Raw genomic sequence first — 15,009 nt, 5'->3', positions numbered from 1 at the left:
CGTCGGTCCAGTGACCGTGACGACGCAGGGACCCAGCACCACGCGCGGGCCCGACCTGCCCTTCACCCTCTGCTTCCACGGCGTCGGTGTCCCGACGCACGAGCGGGAGCCCGGGGAGGCGGGCTACTGGGTGGGTCGCGACCAGCTCCTCGAGATCCTCGACTGGGTGGCACAGTCCCCGCAGGTGGCCCTCTCGTTCGACGACGGCAACCGCTCCGACGTCGACGTCGTGCTGCCGGCGCTGGTCGAGCGCGGTGTGCTCGCCACCTTCTTCCCCGTCGTCGACCGGATCGGCGACGCCTGGAGCACGTCGGTGAGTGGGCTCGAGGAGCTCCTGGCCGCCGGGATGGACGTCGGCACCCACGGCCTGACCCACCGGCCGTGGGCCGGGCTGCGGGGCGAGGAGGCACGTGAGGAGATCCTCGCGCCCCGCCACGCGCTCGAGGACCTCCTCGGCCGCCGGGTGGACCGCGCCGCGGCGCCGCTCGGGCGCTACGACCGGCACACGCTCGCGCTGCTGCGATCCGGCGGCTGCGCCGAGGTGAACGTGAGCGACCAGCGCCCGGCCCGCCCCGGGGCGTGGCTCCAGCCGCGGTTCAGCGTGCGCGCGGACGACACCGCCGCCTCGCTGCAGGCCAGGCTGCTGGCCTCCACCGCCCCCGCCCGCCGGGTGCGGAACGCCGCTGCGTCCCTCGTCAAGCGACTGCGCTGACGCGTCGCGTCACCGGTCGAGTACCCAGTCGGTGGTATGTCCGTCCCCGATCCGCGCGGGCCCTTCCCGGCTGCACGAAGGTGAGGCCATCCGCGGGGCCCGTGCGGTCGCGCAGTGGGGAAGACATCCGGCAGTGATCTGGGGGACGGTGAGCATGACGATGACGACGATCGGCGCGACGACGGCTGCGGGTGCGCCATGAGGGTGCTGGTGACGGGAGACCGGGGCTACCTCGGCTCCGTGATGGTGCCGCACCTCCTGGCCGCCGGCCACGACGTGGTCGGGCTGGACGCAGGGTGGTACGACGGCTGCGACTTCGGCCGGCCGTTCACCGACTACGAGCAGCGCACCGGCGACGTGCGCGACGCCGGCCCGGCGGACCTCCGCGGCTTCGACGCGGTGGCACACCTCGCCGCGATCTCCAACGACCCGATCGGGCACCTCAACCCCGACGCCACCTTCTCGGTCAACGCGCGGGGCGCGGTCCACACCGCCCGCGTGGCGAAGGCCGCCGGCGTGGGGCGCTTCCTCTTCGCCTCGTCCTGCTCGCTGTACGGCGCGGCCGGCGACGGGGTCGTCGACGAGGACGCCCCCTTCCGACCGGTCACGCCCTACGGCGAGAGCAAGGTCCTGGCCGAGGAGGGCATCTCCGCCCTCGCCGACGGCGACTTCAGCCCGACCTACATGCGCAACGCGACGGCGTACGGCTCCTCCACGCGGCTGCGCGCCGACATCGTCGTCAACAACCTGACCGGCACCGCGTTCACCCGCGGCAAGGTGGAGCTGCAGAGCGACGGTTCGCCGTGGCGTCCGCTGGTCCACGCCGAGGACATCGCCCGCGCCTTCGCGGCCGTCCTCGCGGCTCCGGTCGAGGTCGTGCACGACCAGGCGTTCAACGTGGGCCGCGACGAGGACGTCGTGCAGGTCCGCGACATCGCCAACGCCGTGTCCCGGGCCATGGACGTGCCGGTGACCTTCGCCGAGGGTGCCGGCCCCGACACCCGTGACTACCGCGTCGACTTCACCAAGATCGGACGGTTGCTGCCGGGCTTCGTGCCGGCGTGGACCATCCCCGACGGCATCGCCGAGCTCTCCGCCGACATGGCCGAGCGCGGTCTCGCGGCGGAGGACTTCGAAGGACCCCGCTTCGTCCGGCTGGCCCGGATCCGCGAGCTCCAGACGGAGGGCCGGATGACACCGGACCTGCGCCTCGGCGACCGGGTGGAGGTGGCGTCATGAGCCTGCCCGCCTGCCGGCTCTGCGGCGCCGAGCTGCGCCGGACCTTCGTCGACCTCGGCATGTCCCCGCCCTGCGAGAGCTACCTGTCCGCCGACGAGCTGGACCGCGGCGAGACGTTCTACCCGCTCAACGTGCGCATCTGCGAGAGCTGCCTGCTGGTGCAGCTGCCCGCCTACATCGCGGCGGAGGACATCTTCAGCCACTACGCCTACTTCTCGTCCTTCAGCGAGTCGTGGGTCGAGCACGCCCGTCGCTACGTGGAGGACGCCGCCGCACGGCTCCGGCTGGACGAGGACTCCTTCGTGGTGGAGGTGGCCAGCAACGACGGCTACCTGCTCCAGCACGTGCAGGCCCGCGGCATCCGCTGCCACGGCATCGAGCCGGCCGCCAACGTCGCCGAGGCCGCGCGAGCGAAGGGCATCGAGACCACCGTCGCCTTCGTCGGCGAGTCGACCGCCCGCGACTTCGTCGAGCGGCACGGCAGCGCCGACCTCGTCGCCGCCAACAACGTGTTCGCCCACGTGCCCGACATCGTCGACTTCGCCACGGGCCTGCGCGTCCTGGCCGGCGAGTCCGGCACGGTCACCATCGAGATCCCGCACCTGCTGCGGCTCATCGAGGGCAACCTCTACGACACGATCTACCACGAGCACTACTCCTACCTCTCGCTGCTCACCACGCAGCGGGTGCTGGAGGCCGCCGGGCTCACGGTCGTCGACGTCGAGGAGCTGTCGACGCACGGCGGCTCGCTGCGGACGTGGTCGGTGCCCACCGCGTCGGCCGGGGCGCCCAGCGACGCGGTCGCCAAGATCCTCGCCGACGAGGAGGCGGCCGGCCTGCACACGGTCGAGGGACACGACGGGTTCGCCCGCTCGGTCGCGACCGCGCGCAACGACCTGGTGCAGTTCCTCATCGAGCGTTCCCGCGAGGGCGCCTCCGTCGCGGCGTACGGTGCCCCGGGCAAGGGCAACACCCTGCTCAACCACGCCGGGGTGCGCCAGGACCTCATCTCGTTCACCGTGGACCGCAACACGTTCAAGCACGGCAAGTTCCTGCCGGGCACGCACATCCCGATCCACGAGCCCGAGCACCTCGACCGCGAGCGCCCGGACTACATCGTCGTGCTGCCGTGGAACCTCCGCGAGGAGATCACCGCCCAGCTGGCACACACCCGCGAGTGGGGGGCGCGCCTCGTCTTCCCCCTCCCGACCCTGGAGGTGATCGGATGAAGGTCGTCCTGTTCTGCGGAGGCATGGGGATGCGCATGCGCTCGGGGGACGACCCCCGCCCCAAGCCGATGATGACCGTCGGCGACCGGCCGGTCCTGTGGCACATCATGCGCTACTACGCGCACTTCGGGCACACGGAGTTCGTGCTCTGCCTCGGCTACGGCGGCCAGCACGTCAAGGACTACTTCCTCAACTACCAGGAGACCGCGAGCAACGACTTCGTCCTCTCCGGCGGCGGGCGCGACGTGGAGCTGCTCAGCAGCGACATCAGCGAGTGGCGGATCACCTTCGTCGACACCGGCCTCACCACCGAGATCGGCGAGCGGCTGCGGCGGGTGCGCCGGCACCTCGGCGACGACGAGATGTTCCTGGCCCACTACGGCGACGTCCTCACCGACGCCCCCATGGACCAGCTCGTCGCCCGGCTCGCCGCGTCGGACGCCGTCGGCTCGCTGCTGGCGATCCGGCCGCCCGGCTCCTTCCACGTGGTGATGACCGACGAGGACGACCGCGTCTCGGGGTTCCGCTCGGCCGAGGACCTGCCGCTGCGGGTCAACGGCGGGTTCTTCGTCTTCCGACAGGGGATCTTCGACTACCTCGAGGAGGGCGACGACCTCGTCACGGACGCGTGCGTGCGGGCCGCGCAGGCCGGCCGGCTCCTCGCGATCCCCTACGACGGCTTCTGGCGCCCGATGGACACGCTCAAGGAGCGCGCCTCGCTCGAGGCGCTCTACTGGTCCGGCGAGAGCCCGTGGGCGCTGTGGCGCCGACCCGCCCAGCACGCGGTCGCGCCCGCCCCCGAACCGGTCGACGTGCCGGTGCCCGCGCCGCGGCTGGTGGCGACGACGTGAGGGACCTGCACCTCCCCGCCGGCCCGCTGCAGGTCGTGGCGGTCGGCGCCCACCCCGACGACGTCGAGATCGGGTGCGGCGGGACCCTGCTGGCGCTCCGGGAGCGGCCCGGGGTGGAGGTGCACAGCCTGGTCCTGACCGGCTCCGCCGAACGACAGCTCGAGGCCGAGGCCGCCGCGGAGGCGTTCAACGGCGCCGGGTCAGGGGTCACGTTCGGGCAGCTGCCCGACTCACGGCTGCCGGACCACTGGTCGGAGGTGAAGGACGTCCTCGAGGACGCGGCGCGCGCGCATCCCGCACCCGACCTGGTCCTCGCGCCCCGTCGCGACGACAGCCACCAGGACCACCGGCTGCTGGCCGAGCTGGTGCCGACGGTCTGGCGCGACTCCCTCGTCCTGCACTACGAGATCCCCAAGTGGGACGGCGACCTGGGTCGCGTCACCCACTACGTGCCCCTCGACGCCGCCCGGGCGCGGCTCAAGGCCGAGCTGCTCACCAAGGTCTACCCCTCGCAGGTCGGCCGCGACTGGTGGGAGGACGAGACCTTCCTCGCGCTGATGAAGCTCCGTGGCGTGGAGTGCCGCGCGCCGTACGCCGAGGGCTTCCTCATCGAGAAGGCGAGGCTCGACCTTGTCGGACCCGGCGCCTGACCCGCTCGACGTACGCCCGTGCCCGGTCTGCGGGCGCCCCGGGGGCGAGCCGCTGCACGAGGTGGCCAGCGTCCCGGTGCACAGCTGCCTGGTCATGGACAGCCGGGCCGAGGCGGTCGCGATCGCCTCGGGCGCCCTGGCGGTCGTGCTGTGCCGCGGCTGCGGCGCGATGACCAACCGGCGCTTCGGTGAGCAGGACATGGCCTACAGCGCCCGCTACGAGGACTCCCAGGCCTTCTCCACCACCTTCCTCGACTACGCGCGCGGGCTCGCCGCGCACTGGGTCGACGACTGGGACCTCCGCGGCCGCACGGTGCTCGAGGTCGGCGCGGGACGTGGCGACTTCAGCCGCCTGCTCGCCGCCGCCGGCGCCGGCCGGGTGCTGGCCATGGACCCGACGGTCGACCCCCTCCGCTTCGGCGAGCCCGACCCGCGCGTCACCCTCGTCGCCGAGACGTACGACGCCGACACCGACCTGTCGTCGGTGGACGCGGTCGCCATGCGCCACGTGCTCGAGCACGTCGACGACCCCGGCGCCATCCTGCGCGCGCTGCGCCACGGCCTGGCGGAGCGCCCGGACGTGCCCGTGCTCGTCGAGCTCCCCGAGGCCGGGCGGATCCTCGCCGAGGGCGCCTTCTGGGACGTCTACCACGAGCACTGCAACTACCTGACCCGCGAGGTCGCCGTCGAGCTCTTCGAGTCCTCCGGCTTCGTGGTCCGCTCCGCGACCCTCGCCTACGGCGACCAGTACCTCCTCGTCGAGGCCCTGCCCACCGGGCGCCCGCGGCCGATGCGGCTCCCGGACGCCGACCTCGACCGGCTCGTCCGCGCGGCCGTCGGCTTCCGTGCGGCCGCACGGGGCCAGGTCGAGTCGCTCGCCCGGACCATCGAGGACCACGCCCGCTCCGGACGGGTGGTCGTGTGGGGGTCCGGCTCCAAGGGGACGGCGTTCCTCCACGCCCTCGGACCGACCGCCGGGCTCGTGGACGCCGTCGTCGACGTCAACCCCCACCTCGCCGGCAAGTACGTCGCCGGCACCGGTCACCCGATCCTGGCTCCCGCCACCCTGGCGGACGACCCGGCCGGCCTCGTGGTGGCCATGAACCCGGTCTACCTCGACGAGATCCGCGCCGACCTCGACCGGCTGAGCCCCGGTGCGACCCTGGTCGCGCTCGGCGCGGTGCGTCCGCTCACTTCCCCAGCCCGCAGAGGTTGATCTTCCGACCTTCGGGAACCTTGGTGTTGTCGCGGGTGACGATGTCCCCGCCCTCAGAGCTGAGGTAGCAGTACCCGTAGTGGATGTCGCCGCCGAACTTGTTGCCGATGATCCGAGCACTATCAGCAGAGACCATCACGCCGAAGAGCGAGCCGTAGAGCCAGTTCCGTGCCAGCGTCACGTTCGAGACGCCACGCACGGTGTTCTCCAAGTAGATGTTGGCGTTGTACGCCTCGTCGTACGGGCCCATCTGGTAGGTCGAGCACCTGATGACGAGCGTGTCGATGTCGCGGACCTGAGTGGCGTCGTAGTGGGACTCCGGCGTGTTGACCGGATGATGGATGTAGTTGTAGCGCAGGACAACGTCGCGGGTGTAGCGGTCACCGTCGGAGTTGATGTGGATGGAGTCCTGGGTGCTGTACCCGATGTTCGCCCGCGCGACCACGACGTCGGTCGCACCGGTGATCCCGACGCCGGGAGCGCTGATTCGCTTGAGCCTCACGTTCTCGCCCAAGATGTCGAGGGCGCCGTCGACGCGAACATTCTCGACCCGCACGTCGGTCCCGGTGATCATGAGCTCGGAGACATGGGCGTTCCTCAGCCGAGCGCCGTCCCCCAGCACGGTGCGATTCGAGGCGCGCAGCTTGCCGCTCGCTCCGGTGTTGCCGTTGTTCGGCTTCATCCGGCAGGGGGCGAGAGCCGGGTCGGGTGCCGAGCCGGATGGGCGTACGTCCGGCGCGGACGCACGTTGTGATCGGACATCCACCGTGTGGGCGGGCGGACCGATCAGCAAGAACATGGCCAGTAGTCCAGAGACCAGGACCGCTGCGGTGGAGGTGGGACGTAGGGACAAGGACTTGGCGTGACGGATCACAGTCGAAGCTCTCCGGGGGTTGGGGGACAACCGCCCTATGTGATCACGAAGGTCGACCCATGGCATCCCCAAAATGTGTCGTCCGCCGTCTCACGAGTCACAACAACACCATCGATCACGGCCGTCGCACCTGTCAGGTACGCGAGCTCTCGTCGCGCTGCCAGGTCTCGAAGTCCCCCGATCGGACTGCTCCGCGGGCTCGGACGGTGGCGATGGCCCAGACCGTCACGAACACCGGGAGACGGACCGCGACGCCCGGTTGAGCGACCGCGACGCGGAGCAGGGTTCGCAGCGTCGTCCTCGACGAGTCCCGCCGTGCGCCCATGCGGGCGGCCTGCACGTTGCCGGTTGCCACGCGCACCCGACGCTTGAGCAGGTCGCTGAGCGTCCGCGGCGGGCGCACGACGGCCACCGCTCCGGCGACGACCCTGCGTTCGGCATGGTCGAACTCGTCGGACAGTCCGAGGTCGTCGCTCATCATGCCCGCCAGGTGTTCGACCCGAGCCTGGGCCGGCGCCGAGAGCGCGACCACGCCGCGACCGAAGAGACCCGCCTGCACCTGCGGCAGCGCCACCCAGACGTCGTAGTACCACCTCACCCATCGTGAGCATCCGGCGAGCGGGATGTTGCGCACGGGGGCGGTGGCAAGCGCTTCGCCCCTTCGGATCGGTTCGATCAGGGCCAGCAGCGCTGTGCCGGAGAGCTCGATGTCGGCGTCGACGTGCACCCGCGGGAACAGGGTGGTGGACGCGTTGCCGACCCGGACCGCCTCGCTCTTTGAGGGCATGTCGATCTCGATGACACGGACCCGGGGATCGGCGCGCCGGGCCACCTGAGCCGTGTCGTCGGTGCAGCCGTTGCACACGACAATCACCTCGAGCTGACCAGGGGAAGTCCCGTCCCGCAGGGCCGAAAGGCATCGAACGATCGAGCTGGCCTCGTTGTGTGCCGGGATGATCACGCTCGCGACCGCCATCTCGCCTCCTGGCCCCTTGGGCGATCGCGGGTGCTCGCCACTGTGATCCTGGTCGTAGCCGCCCTTGCTGCCGTCCCTGAAGCCGGAGCTATCGCCCATCTTGGTGAGCCGCGACACCTGGACCTCAGACGGGGGCATGGTTGCGCTCGGGCTCGAGGTCGGGTTCCTGCTCGCGGATGTGATCGTCGTGCACCTTGGGCAGGTCGCGGACGATGGACCAGAGCGCGCCTGCGCAGCCGACGACCAGCATCAGCAAGAAGGCACTCTGCCTGAAGCTGAAGGCGTCGTAGAAGAGGGACGCGACCCCGACGGCCGCGATGGTGGCCGCCAGCGCCTGTCCCTCGCTGCGAAGCGCCGCGTCCGTGCCGCGTCGTCGCACGCCGCGCGCCACCCCCAAGCCGACGACGTGCAGTGACACGAAGGCGACCAGGCCCACGAGTCCGCCCTGCAGCAGCGTGGCCAGGTACTGGTTGTCGAGGAAGAAGTACACGTCCGGCACGAAAGTCCCGGTGCCGCGACCGATCCACCAGTGGTCCTGCATGAGGCTCGGGATGGCTGCGTAGTCCTCCGTTCGCCCCGAGATGCTGGGGTCGGTGTCAGCGTCCCGGAACAGGCTCCGCACCGTGCCGAGCAGCCCCGGCACCATCGCCCGGAAGACGCCGAGACCGATGACGCCCAGCACGAGGACGTTGAACCGACCCCGGTTGGTCAGCACCGCCGCATAGAAGACCACCCCGACGGCCAAGGTCAGGAAGCCGGACCGGCTGATGCTCATCGGCACCGCGGCCAGCAGCGCGATCAGCGCCAGCCAGTACTTCCAGCGACCCGACTGCGCGTGGATGACGAAGTGCATGGCCGGCGGTACGAGTGCCGCTGTCACGACCGAGAACTCAATGGGGTGCGACGCTCCCGCTGCGATCCTGTCGAATCCGGAACGGCTGTAGGAGTCCAGCTCCGCACTCGTCGTCAGCCCAGGCAGGAGCATCAGGCTGCGGAAGTCGAACCCTGAGAACACGAACTCGAGGATCCCGATGAAGGCAGCCACGCCGCCGAGCAGGACGAGGCGCTGGAGAAGGGTCGTGATGCGTTCCCGACTTCCCAGGCCGTCGACTGCCAGCAGCCCGACGCCCAGGAACGCGAGGTGCTGGAAGACGACGCGATCCATGCTCGCCGCCTCGCCGGTGGTCAGGTCGCGCGTCAGACCCGCCCCGTACGACGCGAGGGCCGCCACGGAGAAGCCAAGCAGTGCCCAGCGCACGGGGTGCAGCTCCGGCGCTTCGATGAGACCCAGGACCCGCGAGGCTGCCCAGATGGCAAGGGCGCCCAGTGCCACCAGCCCGGCAGGGCTGCCCACCGACTTCAGCGGCCCGACGAGGACGAAGGGCTGCGGCACGAGGAAGAGCAGCACCAACAGCCAGGTGAGCACCGAGCACGCGTCCCTCGCCGAAAGAGTGAGCAGGCCGACGATCAGGCCGAGCACGAGCAACGCCGCGGCCGCGCGGCCCGGCAGCAGGTCGGTGAAGGGCAGGATCGCGAATCCTCCCAGTGCGACCGCCCCGACACCAAGTGAGAACGGCACGACGAGCCGATGCAACCTCAAGCGAAGATCGACCGGCATGACGTCACCGCCGCAGTGAGGATTGACCACCACGTGGTGGCTGGGCGCGCGGCGGGCGCTGGCGCAATGGCGGCACGGCGGGGTCGGCGGTGGAGGCCGGCCGGGACGGCGCAGGGCGCGGTCCCGCTGGTCGCAGAACGGGACGGGATGAGCTGGTCACCGTCCGTTCCGCCTGGCGACGCCGCCCCAGCAGGCGATCGGTCACGATCGCCCAAGCGGCACCGACCAGCACCCCGACACCCATCACCGCCACGACCAGCTTCGCCGCCGAGGTGGAGGGCAGCGCCTCCACCTGCGTGGCCGCGAGGATGAAGGGCTTGTAGCGGACCCCGGCCGGGGCCCCCGCCCGGCTCTGGAGCTCGTCGGTTATCCCGGGAGCCGCCGCCACCACCCGGTCCACCACCTCGCGGACGGCCTGCGCGTCCTGCCCCCAGGCCCGCACCTCGTACGTGGTCTGGTACATCGGGATCTCCACCGAGTAGGAGGAGCCGTTCGCCGACTGCCCAGGGCCCCACCCGCGAGTGGCTGCGCTGCCGAGCTCACGTTGGGTCTCCTGGGAGTTCAGCTGGGCCTGCAGCGCCGCGCCCACGAGTGCCTTGCCGTCCGCCCCGAGTGGGTTGCGGTCGGCTTCGGACGCACTGACAGGAAGTTGAGGTTGGACGAGCCCGTACGAGGTCGCAGCGGTGTAGGTGGTCTCCTGCGACCCCACGAGCTGATAGCTCACGCCCGCTGCCCCCAGCAGGATCGGCAGCATCACGTACCACCGGCGCAGACAGGTCTTCAGGATGTCAACGGCATCCATGCAGTCATCTCCTTTTCGCCCAACGGCCCAGCACCCGACGTGCGTCGTCGACCGCGGGTAGTCCGGAATGCCAGATCAGAAAGGCGTACACGACGCCACCGGTTGATGCCGCTGCAGCCAGCTGCAGCACGACGCCTGCCTCGAGGAGCGCGGCTCCCTCGGCCGCCAGGCGTGCCGCGGCAGCCATGACCACCGTGACGAGGACCAGGGGGAGGACGGAGCGCAGGTAGGTGGACAGGCGCATGTCGATGAGGCTGAGGGACATCTTCATCTCGAGCGGCGCGAGGACGACCATCACCCCGGCCAGGCCCAGGCTCACGCCGAGCAGCCCCCAGCGCGCGCACGCCATCATCACGACGGCACCCGCCAGGCAGTACGCCAGGCCCCACCGATAGAGCCAATCGCTGCGTCCCATCGCCAGCATCACCGACGAGGTGACACTCAGCACGGCCTGCACGACCGCCACCGGGGCAAGCACCTGGATGACCGGTACGGCCGCCTCCCACTGCGCGCCGTAGACCACCAGCACCGCCTGCTCCGCCATCACTGCCAGACCGACCATTGCAGGCAGCACCACCAGGGCCACGACGCCTGTCGCCCGGATCGCGCCCGCGCGAAGCGTCTCCGGGTTGTCCTGCTCGCGAGCGAAGGCCGAGAAGCTCACCGTCGAGACGGTTGCGCCCACGGCATTCATCGGGGAGGTCACCGTGCGCTGCGCGACGGTGTACGTGCCAAGCGCGACGCCGCCGAGCATCCGGCTGATGACCACCTTGTCCAGCTGCGCGAAGAAGACCGCCAGTGCGCTCGACCAGAAGAAGTTGATGCTGAACCTCGCCACCTCGCGCAGCCGGTGCAAGCTGAAGCTCGGCGAGGGACGCCACGCGACGTACAGCCAAGCGCCGGCTGTCGACACGGCCACCCCGGCCACGGTTCCGGCGACGAGCGCCCAGATGCCGGCCCCGGCGAAGGCGAGCCCGATCCCGACGGCGCCATTGACGACCGCGTTTGCGATGTTGACGGTCGCCAGCCGGCCGAACTGCATGGTGCGGCGCAGCAGAGCGTGGTGCATGTTCCCCAACGCCCCGAGGAGCGAGACGGCGGCCAGCGCCTGAATGGCTGGGGCGGCGGCAGGTTGCCCCAGACCGTTCGCCATCGGTCCGGCGAGGGTGACCGTGAGGGCAGCGAGGAGCGTGCCGAGCAACAGGTTGAAGAAGAAGAGCGAACTCAGGAGAGCATCGTCGACCGCCTCGCGCTGGATGACCACGGCTGACGTGCCGAGGTCGGTGAGCTGCCATGCCACGACCATGACCACCATGCCGGCGGCGACGACTCCGAAGTCGTGGGGCGTGAGCAGGCGCGCAAGCACGATGCTCACGCCCAGGCGCGAGGCTTGGGTGAGCACCTGGGACAGCATGGTGTGGCGTGAAGCAGTCGCCACGCCCTCCGTGTCGATCACGGCGTCGAACGACATGCTGCTCGACTCGTGCGTGCTGGTCACCTTTTCCCCCACGGATCCACTCGTGCTCCCCCAACGTCGTCTTTCGCCGACGGCGCGACTCCAGACTCCCCGCCCGGGAACGCGACCGCGTGGCAGAGAAGGCACGCTGCCCAATAGTGGGTACGAGCCCGCGAGGGAGCCGACGAGCGCTGAGGCACGACTAGAGCCGGACCGGGACGTCCCACGCGAGGGCGCGTGCCTCGAGGCGGTGCAGCCGCTCGCTGAGCGCCCGGGGCTCGGCAAGGCCGGCGAGCGCCAGGACGTCACGCCACCTGTGGGCCCAGTCGTGACGCCTGAGGAACGTGGTCACCGCTGCAGTCCTGGCGTGTTCGAGCCGGGCCGGGTCCTGGTCGAGCTCACGGATCGTGGAGACGATGTCGGGGGCGGGCACCGGGATCGTCACCACGGCGTCCGGCCACGGGAAGGCGTCGTCCCACTCGCTCGAGTCGGGCGCGGTGCCGAGCATGATCGTGCCCGCCGCGAGCGCCTCGAAGTAGCGGTTGGTCAGCGACTCCTCGCCGCCGGTCCGGTCGATGCGGCCGGGCTCGTCGTTGATGCGGTAGACGACGGAGTAGCGGGTGCGCTGCAGCAGCCGCGCCTGGACGAGCCGGTGCTCGGCGTGATCGGTGACCGACCACGGGCCGTGCACGGTGTCGAAGTGGTAGAAGAGCTGCTGGTCGGTCATCGCCCGCACGAGCGGGTCGTGGGTGCCGGCGAAGCGACGGCCCCAGCTCGCGACGTCGACCGTGCGCGCGGGTGCGCCGTGGCCCGGCGGGACGTAGCGGTCCGCGTCGATGGCCAGCGGCATGTAGGAGCACGGCACGCCCGTGATCTGCTGCACGGCGTCCACGACCGCGCGGTTGGACACGATGACGTGGTCGAAGTCGCGCAGCTGCCGCAGGTAGTCCGACACCTGGGCCAGCTGCGGGGTCCACAGCTCGACGATCCAGGCGATGCGTGCCCCGGCGGCTCGGGCCGTACGCCCCACGAGGGGCAGCATGCCGATCTCGTTGGCGTCGGCGAAGACCGCGAAGAACAGCTCGGCGGCGACGTCGCCACCGGCGACAGGCGGCAGCATCCGCGCGCGGCGGTCCCGGCCGAGCGGGCGTCCCGCGCGGTTGAGCAGGCCGTGGGCGAGGCGTACGGGTGGGCCTCCGGGGAGCGGCCGGGGCAGGCACCACGCCACGTCGTCGACCTCGGCGACCACGTCCTCGAACTCGAGCTGGGAGGCCTGCCAGACCTTCTGCTCGATGCCCCTGCGGGAGGCGATCACCACGCGCGGACAACTGCTCATCGCGCGTCCCCGTCGTGCGGCCGTTCGGCGGGGACGACGTCCCACCGGGTGAAGTAGCTGTCCGGGTTGACGAGATAGCTCACCGTCACCTCGGGCACGTGTCGGACCCGTCGGCGGCGGCTGAGCCGCCAGACCAGCTCCCAGTCCTCCCCGGGCACCTTCGGACTGGATCGCGGCAGCCGGCTGAAGTGCACGCCACGCCCGCGGCGCACCACGATGCTGCTGGTGTCCACGTACGGCCCGTCTGCCAGCGCACGACGGTCGAACGGCCGGGCGAGCACGTCGAGGACGGTCCCATCGGGGTGCGCGCGCTCGACCCCGGTGTAGACGAGGTCCGCGTCCCCCATCGCCTGCAGCGCAGTCGCGATGTGATGAGGGCACCACAGGTTGTCGTCGTCGAGGAAGGCGATGTACGTCGAACGGGACAGCGCGATGCCGACGTTGCGCACCACCCCCGGGCTACCGACGTTCTTCGAGAGCGAGACGGCCACGAGTCGGTCGTCCACCGGGAGGCGCGACAGGCCCGCGCCATCGTCGACGACCACCACGACGTGGTCCCCGACCGTCTGGGCCAGCGCACTGTCGACCGCTCGCGCCAGGGAGTCGGGACGGCGGTGCGTGGGGATGATCGTCGCCACCAGCGAAGGAGGAACGCTCACCGCGCGCGAGAGCCGCTGCACCTCGCTCCGCTCGGTCCGGGCCGCGGCGATCGCGCGGGGCCAGCCGAGGGCCTTTGCCCGGGCCTCGAAGAGCGGCCAGGTGCCGTACGCGTCACGCAGCTGCGCGCGCGCCCACGCCTGTGTCTTCATCGCCGCCTGTCCCACGTGCTCCCCTATCCGGGTGGATGCCGAGTATCCGGGTGGATGCCGAGCGCGTCGCGCTCTCGCGCTCCGGCACCTCCCCCTGCGGGTGAGTCTGGTCGGTACCAGGCGTCCCCGGCATACCCTCTCTGGGGCAAAACCCCCGTGCCACCCTCCCGCGGCCGTCGTCGGTGCGGCTCGATGTGCACATGACCATCACGACAGGATCGGCCAGGAGGCTGGTCGAGCCCGGGTCGCTGCGACCCGGCGACAGGGTGCGGCTCCGGCCGTTGCACGAGATCCTCGAGACCCTCGACGAGACGGGGTCCTACGAGAACGTCCCGTTCATGCTCGAGATGACCGAGTTCGCCGGACGGACCATGACCGTCTACCGCCGGCTCGAGAAGATCTGCGACTACATGGGCCAGGAGTCCCGCAGTAGGCGGATGACCGACGCGGTCCTGCTCAACGAGACCCGCTGCGACGGCTCCGGCCACGGCGGCTGCCAGGCGGAGTGCCGCATCTTCTGGAAGGAGATCTGGCTCGAGCACGCCGACGCGTCGTCGCCCGACGACGACCCGCACGCGGTGGCACCCGAGCGCCTGCTCCCGCTCCTGGACATCGGCGCCCACCGCACGGACCCCGAGAAGGGCGAGGTGTTCCGCTGCCAGGCGACCGAGGCCACCCGCGCCACCACGCCGATGCCGGAGAAGGCCGTCGGCCAGTACGTCCGGGAGGTCCGCGTCGGCAACGTCGGCGTCCCGGAGCTGGTGCGCGTCGGCTCCAGCGCCCTGGTCACCAAGCTCGCGCGCAAGGCCGGCCTGCGCCCCTACCTGCCGCTCGAGGTCGCCGGCAAGGACCGCGTCGACGGCGAGAAGCTGGGCCTCCAGCCCGGCGACTGGGTACGGGTGCGGTCCAAGGAGGAGATCGGCCGGACCCTCAACTCGGGCGGGGCACACCGGGGCATGCTCTTCACCCACGAGATGGTGCAGTACTGCGGCCAGACCTTCCGCGTGCACCAGCGCGTCGAGCGACTCATCAACGAGCAGACGGGCGAGCTGCTGCAGATGAAGCAGGAGTGCATCGCCCTCGAGGACGTCGTGTGCAAGGGCCACTTCACGGCGGGTGCGTGGTTCTGCGCCCGCGAGCACCTGCCGCTGTGGCGCGAGGACTGGCTCGAGCGCGTCGAGGCACCCACGGCCGGGACGGTCTGCCCCAAGCCCACGCACTGACCGACACGAACCGGCCCG

14 protein-coding genes are annotated in these 15,009 nt (G+C 71.0%); 7 read left to right on the top strand and 7 right to left on the bottom strand.

The genetic code is table 11. The features are described 5' to 3' along the window. The first annotated feature begins 10 nt into the window (after positions 1–10). From IEZ24_RS01070 to IEZ24_RS01045, 6 genes are all read left to right on the top strand, one after another. Positions 11–712 (top strand): polysaccharide deacetylase family protein, encoded by a 702-nt coding sequence (locus IEZ24_RS01070; protein ID WP_165356159.1) that lies wholly within the window; start codon positions 11–13, stop codon positions 710–712. A gap of 210 nt (positions 713–922) precedes the next feature. Further along, a complete protein-coding gene (locus tag IEZ24_RS01065) occupies positions 923–1,951 on the top strand; it encodes an NAD-dependent epimerase/dehydratase family protein (RefSeq protein ID WP_242498567.1) in 1,029 nt (342 codons plus the stop codon). Next, a complete protein-coding gene (locus IEZ24_RS01060) occupies positions 1,948–3,180 on the top strand; it encodes a class I SAM-dependent methyltransferase (protein WP_129456341.1) in 1,233 nt (410 codons plus the stop codon). Before IEZ24_RS01065 ends, IEZ24_RS01060 begins: the two co-directional genes overlap by 4 nt. Next, positions 3,177–4,031 carry a sugar phosphate nucleotidyltransferase gene (locus IEZ24_RS01055; RefSeq protein ID WP_224744650.1) on the top strand — a complete coding sequence of 285 codons (855 nt, stop codon included), beginning with the start codon at positions 3,177–3,179 and terminating at the stop codon, positions 4,029–4,031. The genes IEZ24_RS01060 and IEZ24_RS01055 overlap by 4 nt, the downstream gene beginning before the upstream one ends. Next, complete coding sequence (locus IEZ24_RS01050) at positions 4,028–4,681, top strand: PIG-L deacetylase family protein (RefSeq protein WP_129456342.1); 654 nt, start codon at positions 4,028–4,030, stop codon at positions 4,679–4,681. The genes IEZ24_RS01055 and IEZ24_RS01050 overlap by 4 nt, the downstream gene beginning before the upstream one ends. Then, complete coding sequence (locus tag IEZ24_RS01045; RefSeq protein ID WP_129456343.1) at positions 4,662–5,897, top strand: class I SAM-dependent methyltransferase; 1,236 nt, start codon at positions 4,662–4,664, stop codon at positions 5,895–5,897. The genes IEZ24_RS01050 and IEZ24_RS01045 overlap by 20 nt, the downstream gene beginning before the upstream one ends. Here the strand turns inward: IEZ24_RS01045 and IEZ24_RS01040 are convergent. The 7 genes from IEZ24_RS01040 to IEZ24_RS01010 all read right to left on the bottom strand — a co-directional run bounded on the left by IEZ24_RS01040 (position 5,872) and on the right by IEZ24_RS01010 (position 13,768). Further along, positions 5,872–6,519, bottom strand: coding sequence for a hypothetical protein (locus IEZ24_RS01040; RefSeq protein WP_129456344.1), 648 nt, complete (start codon positions 6,517–6,519; stop codon positions 5,872–5,874). The two genes, IEZ24_RS01045 and IEZ24_RS01040, sit on opposite strands and share 26 nt — an antisense overlap. Positions 6,520–6,904: 385 nt before the next feature. Next, positions 6,905–7,864, bottom strand: a complete 960-nt coding sequence (locus IEZ24_RS01035) for a glycosyltransferase (protein ID WP_165356160.1) — start codon at positions 7,862–7,864, stop codon at positions 6,905–6,907. Between the two features lie 7 nt (positions 7,865–7,871). Continuing rightward, positions 7,872–9,326, bottom strand: coding sequence for an O-antigen ligase family protein (locus IEZ24_RS22175; protein ID WP_165356161.1), 1,455 nt, complete (start codon positions 9,324–9,326; stop codon positions 7,872–7,874). Between the two features lie 43 nt (positions 9,327–9,369). Next, on the bottom strand, positions 9,370–10,167 hold the full coding sequence (locus tag IEZ24_RS01025; RefSeq protein ID WP_129456347.1) for a hypothetical protein: 798 nt from the start codon (positions 10,165–10,167) through the stop codon (positions 9,370–9,372). Positions 10,168–10,171: 4 nt separating this feature from the next. Next, on the bottom strand, positions 10,172–11,665 hold the full coding sequence (locus tag IEZ24_RS21930) for a lipopolysaccharide biosynthesis protein (RefSeq protein WP_129456348.1): 1,494 nt from the start codon (positions 11,663–11,665) through the stop codon (positions 10,172–10,174). 160 nt (positions 11,666–11,825) lie between these two features. Continuing rightward, complete coding sequence (locus IEZ24_RS01015) at positions 11,826–12,959, bottom strand: glycosyltransferase family protein (RefSeq protein WP_129456349.1); 1,134 nt, start codon at positions 12,957–12,959, stop codon at positions 11,826–11,828. Further along, entirely contained in the window at positions 12,956–13,768 is an 813-nt protein-coding gene (locus IEZ24_RS01010; RefSeq protein WP_129456385.1) for a glycosyltransferase family 2 protein, read from the bottom strand. The genes IEZ24_RS01015 and IEZ24_RS01010 overlap by 4 nt, the downstream gene beginning before the upstream one ends. 200 nt (positions 13,769–13,968) lie before the next feature. Here IEZ24_RS01010 and IEZ24_RS01005 point away from each other — a divergent pair, with 200 nt between their 5' ends. Beyond that, positions 13,969–14,991, top strand: a complete 1,023-nt coding sequence (locus IEZ24_RS01005; protein ID WP_129456350.1) for a hypothetical protein — start codon at positions 13,969–13,971, stop codon at positions 14,989–14,991. Positions 14,992–15,009 lie beyond the last annotated feature (18 nt).

It is taken from the genome of Nocardioides ganghwensis, from assembly GCF_014779655.1.
Taxonomy (GTDB): Bacteria; Actinomycetota; Actinomycetes; order Propionibacteriales; family Nocardioidaceae; genus Nocardioides; species Nocardioides ganghwensis.
The sequence above is the reverse complement of the archived record's forward strand: the minus strand, read 5'-3'. Positions and strand labels throughout refer to the sequence as shown.

Coding starts and splice junctions, on each gene's coding strand:
- IEZ24_RS01060 (WP_129456341.1), top strand. CDS start 1,948: ATGAGCCTGCCCGCCTGCCGGCTCTGCGGCGCCGAGCTGCGCCGGACC.
- IEZ24_RS01055 (WP_224744650.1), top strand. CDS start 3,177: ATGAAGGTCGTCCTGTTCTGCGGAGGCATGGGGATGCGCATGCGCTCG.
- IEZ24_RS01025 (WP_129456347.1), bottom strand. CDS start 10,167: ATGGATGCCGTTGACATCCTGAAGACCTGTCTGCGCCGGTGGTACGTG.
- IEZ24_RS01015 (WP_129456349.1), bottom strand. CDS start 12,959: ATGAGCAGTTGTCCGCGCGTGGTGATCGCCTCCCGCAGGGGCATCGAG.
- IEZ24_RS01010 (WP_129456385.1), bottom strand. CDS start 13,768: ATGAAGACACAGGCGTGGGCGCGCGCGCAGCTGCGTGACGCGTACGGC.
- IEZ24_RS01005 (WP_129456350.1), top strand. CDS start 13,969: ATGACCATCACGACAGGATCGGCCAGGAGGCTGGTCGAGCCCGGGTCG.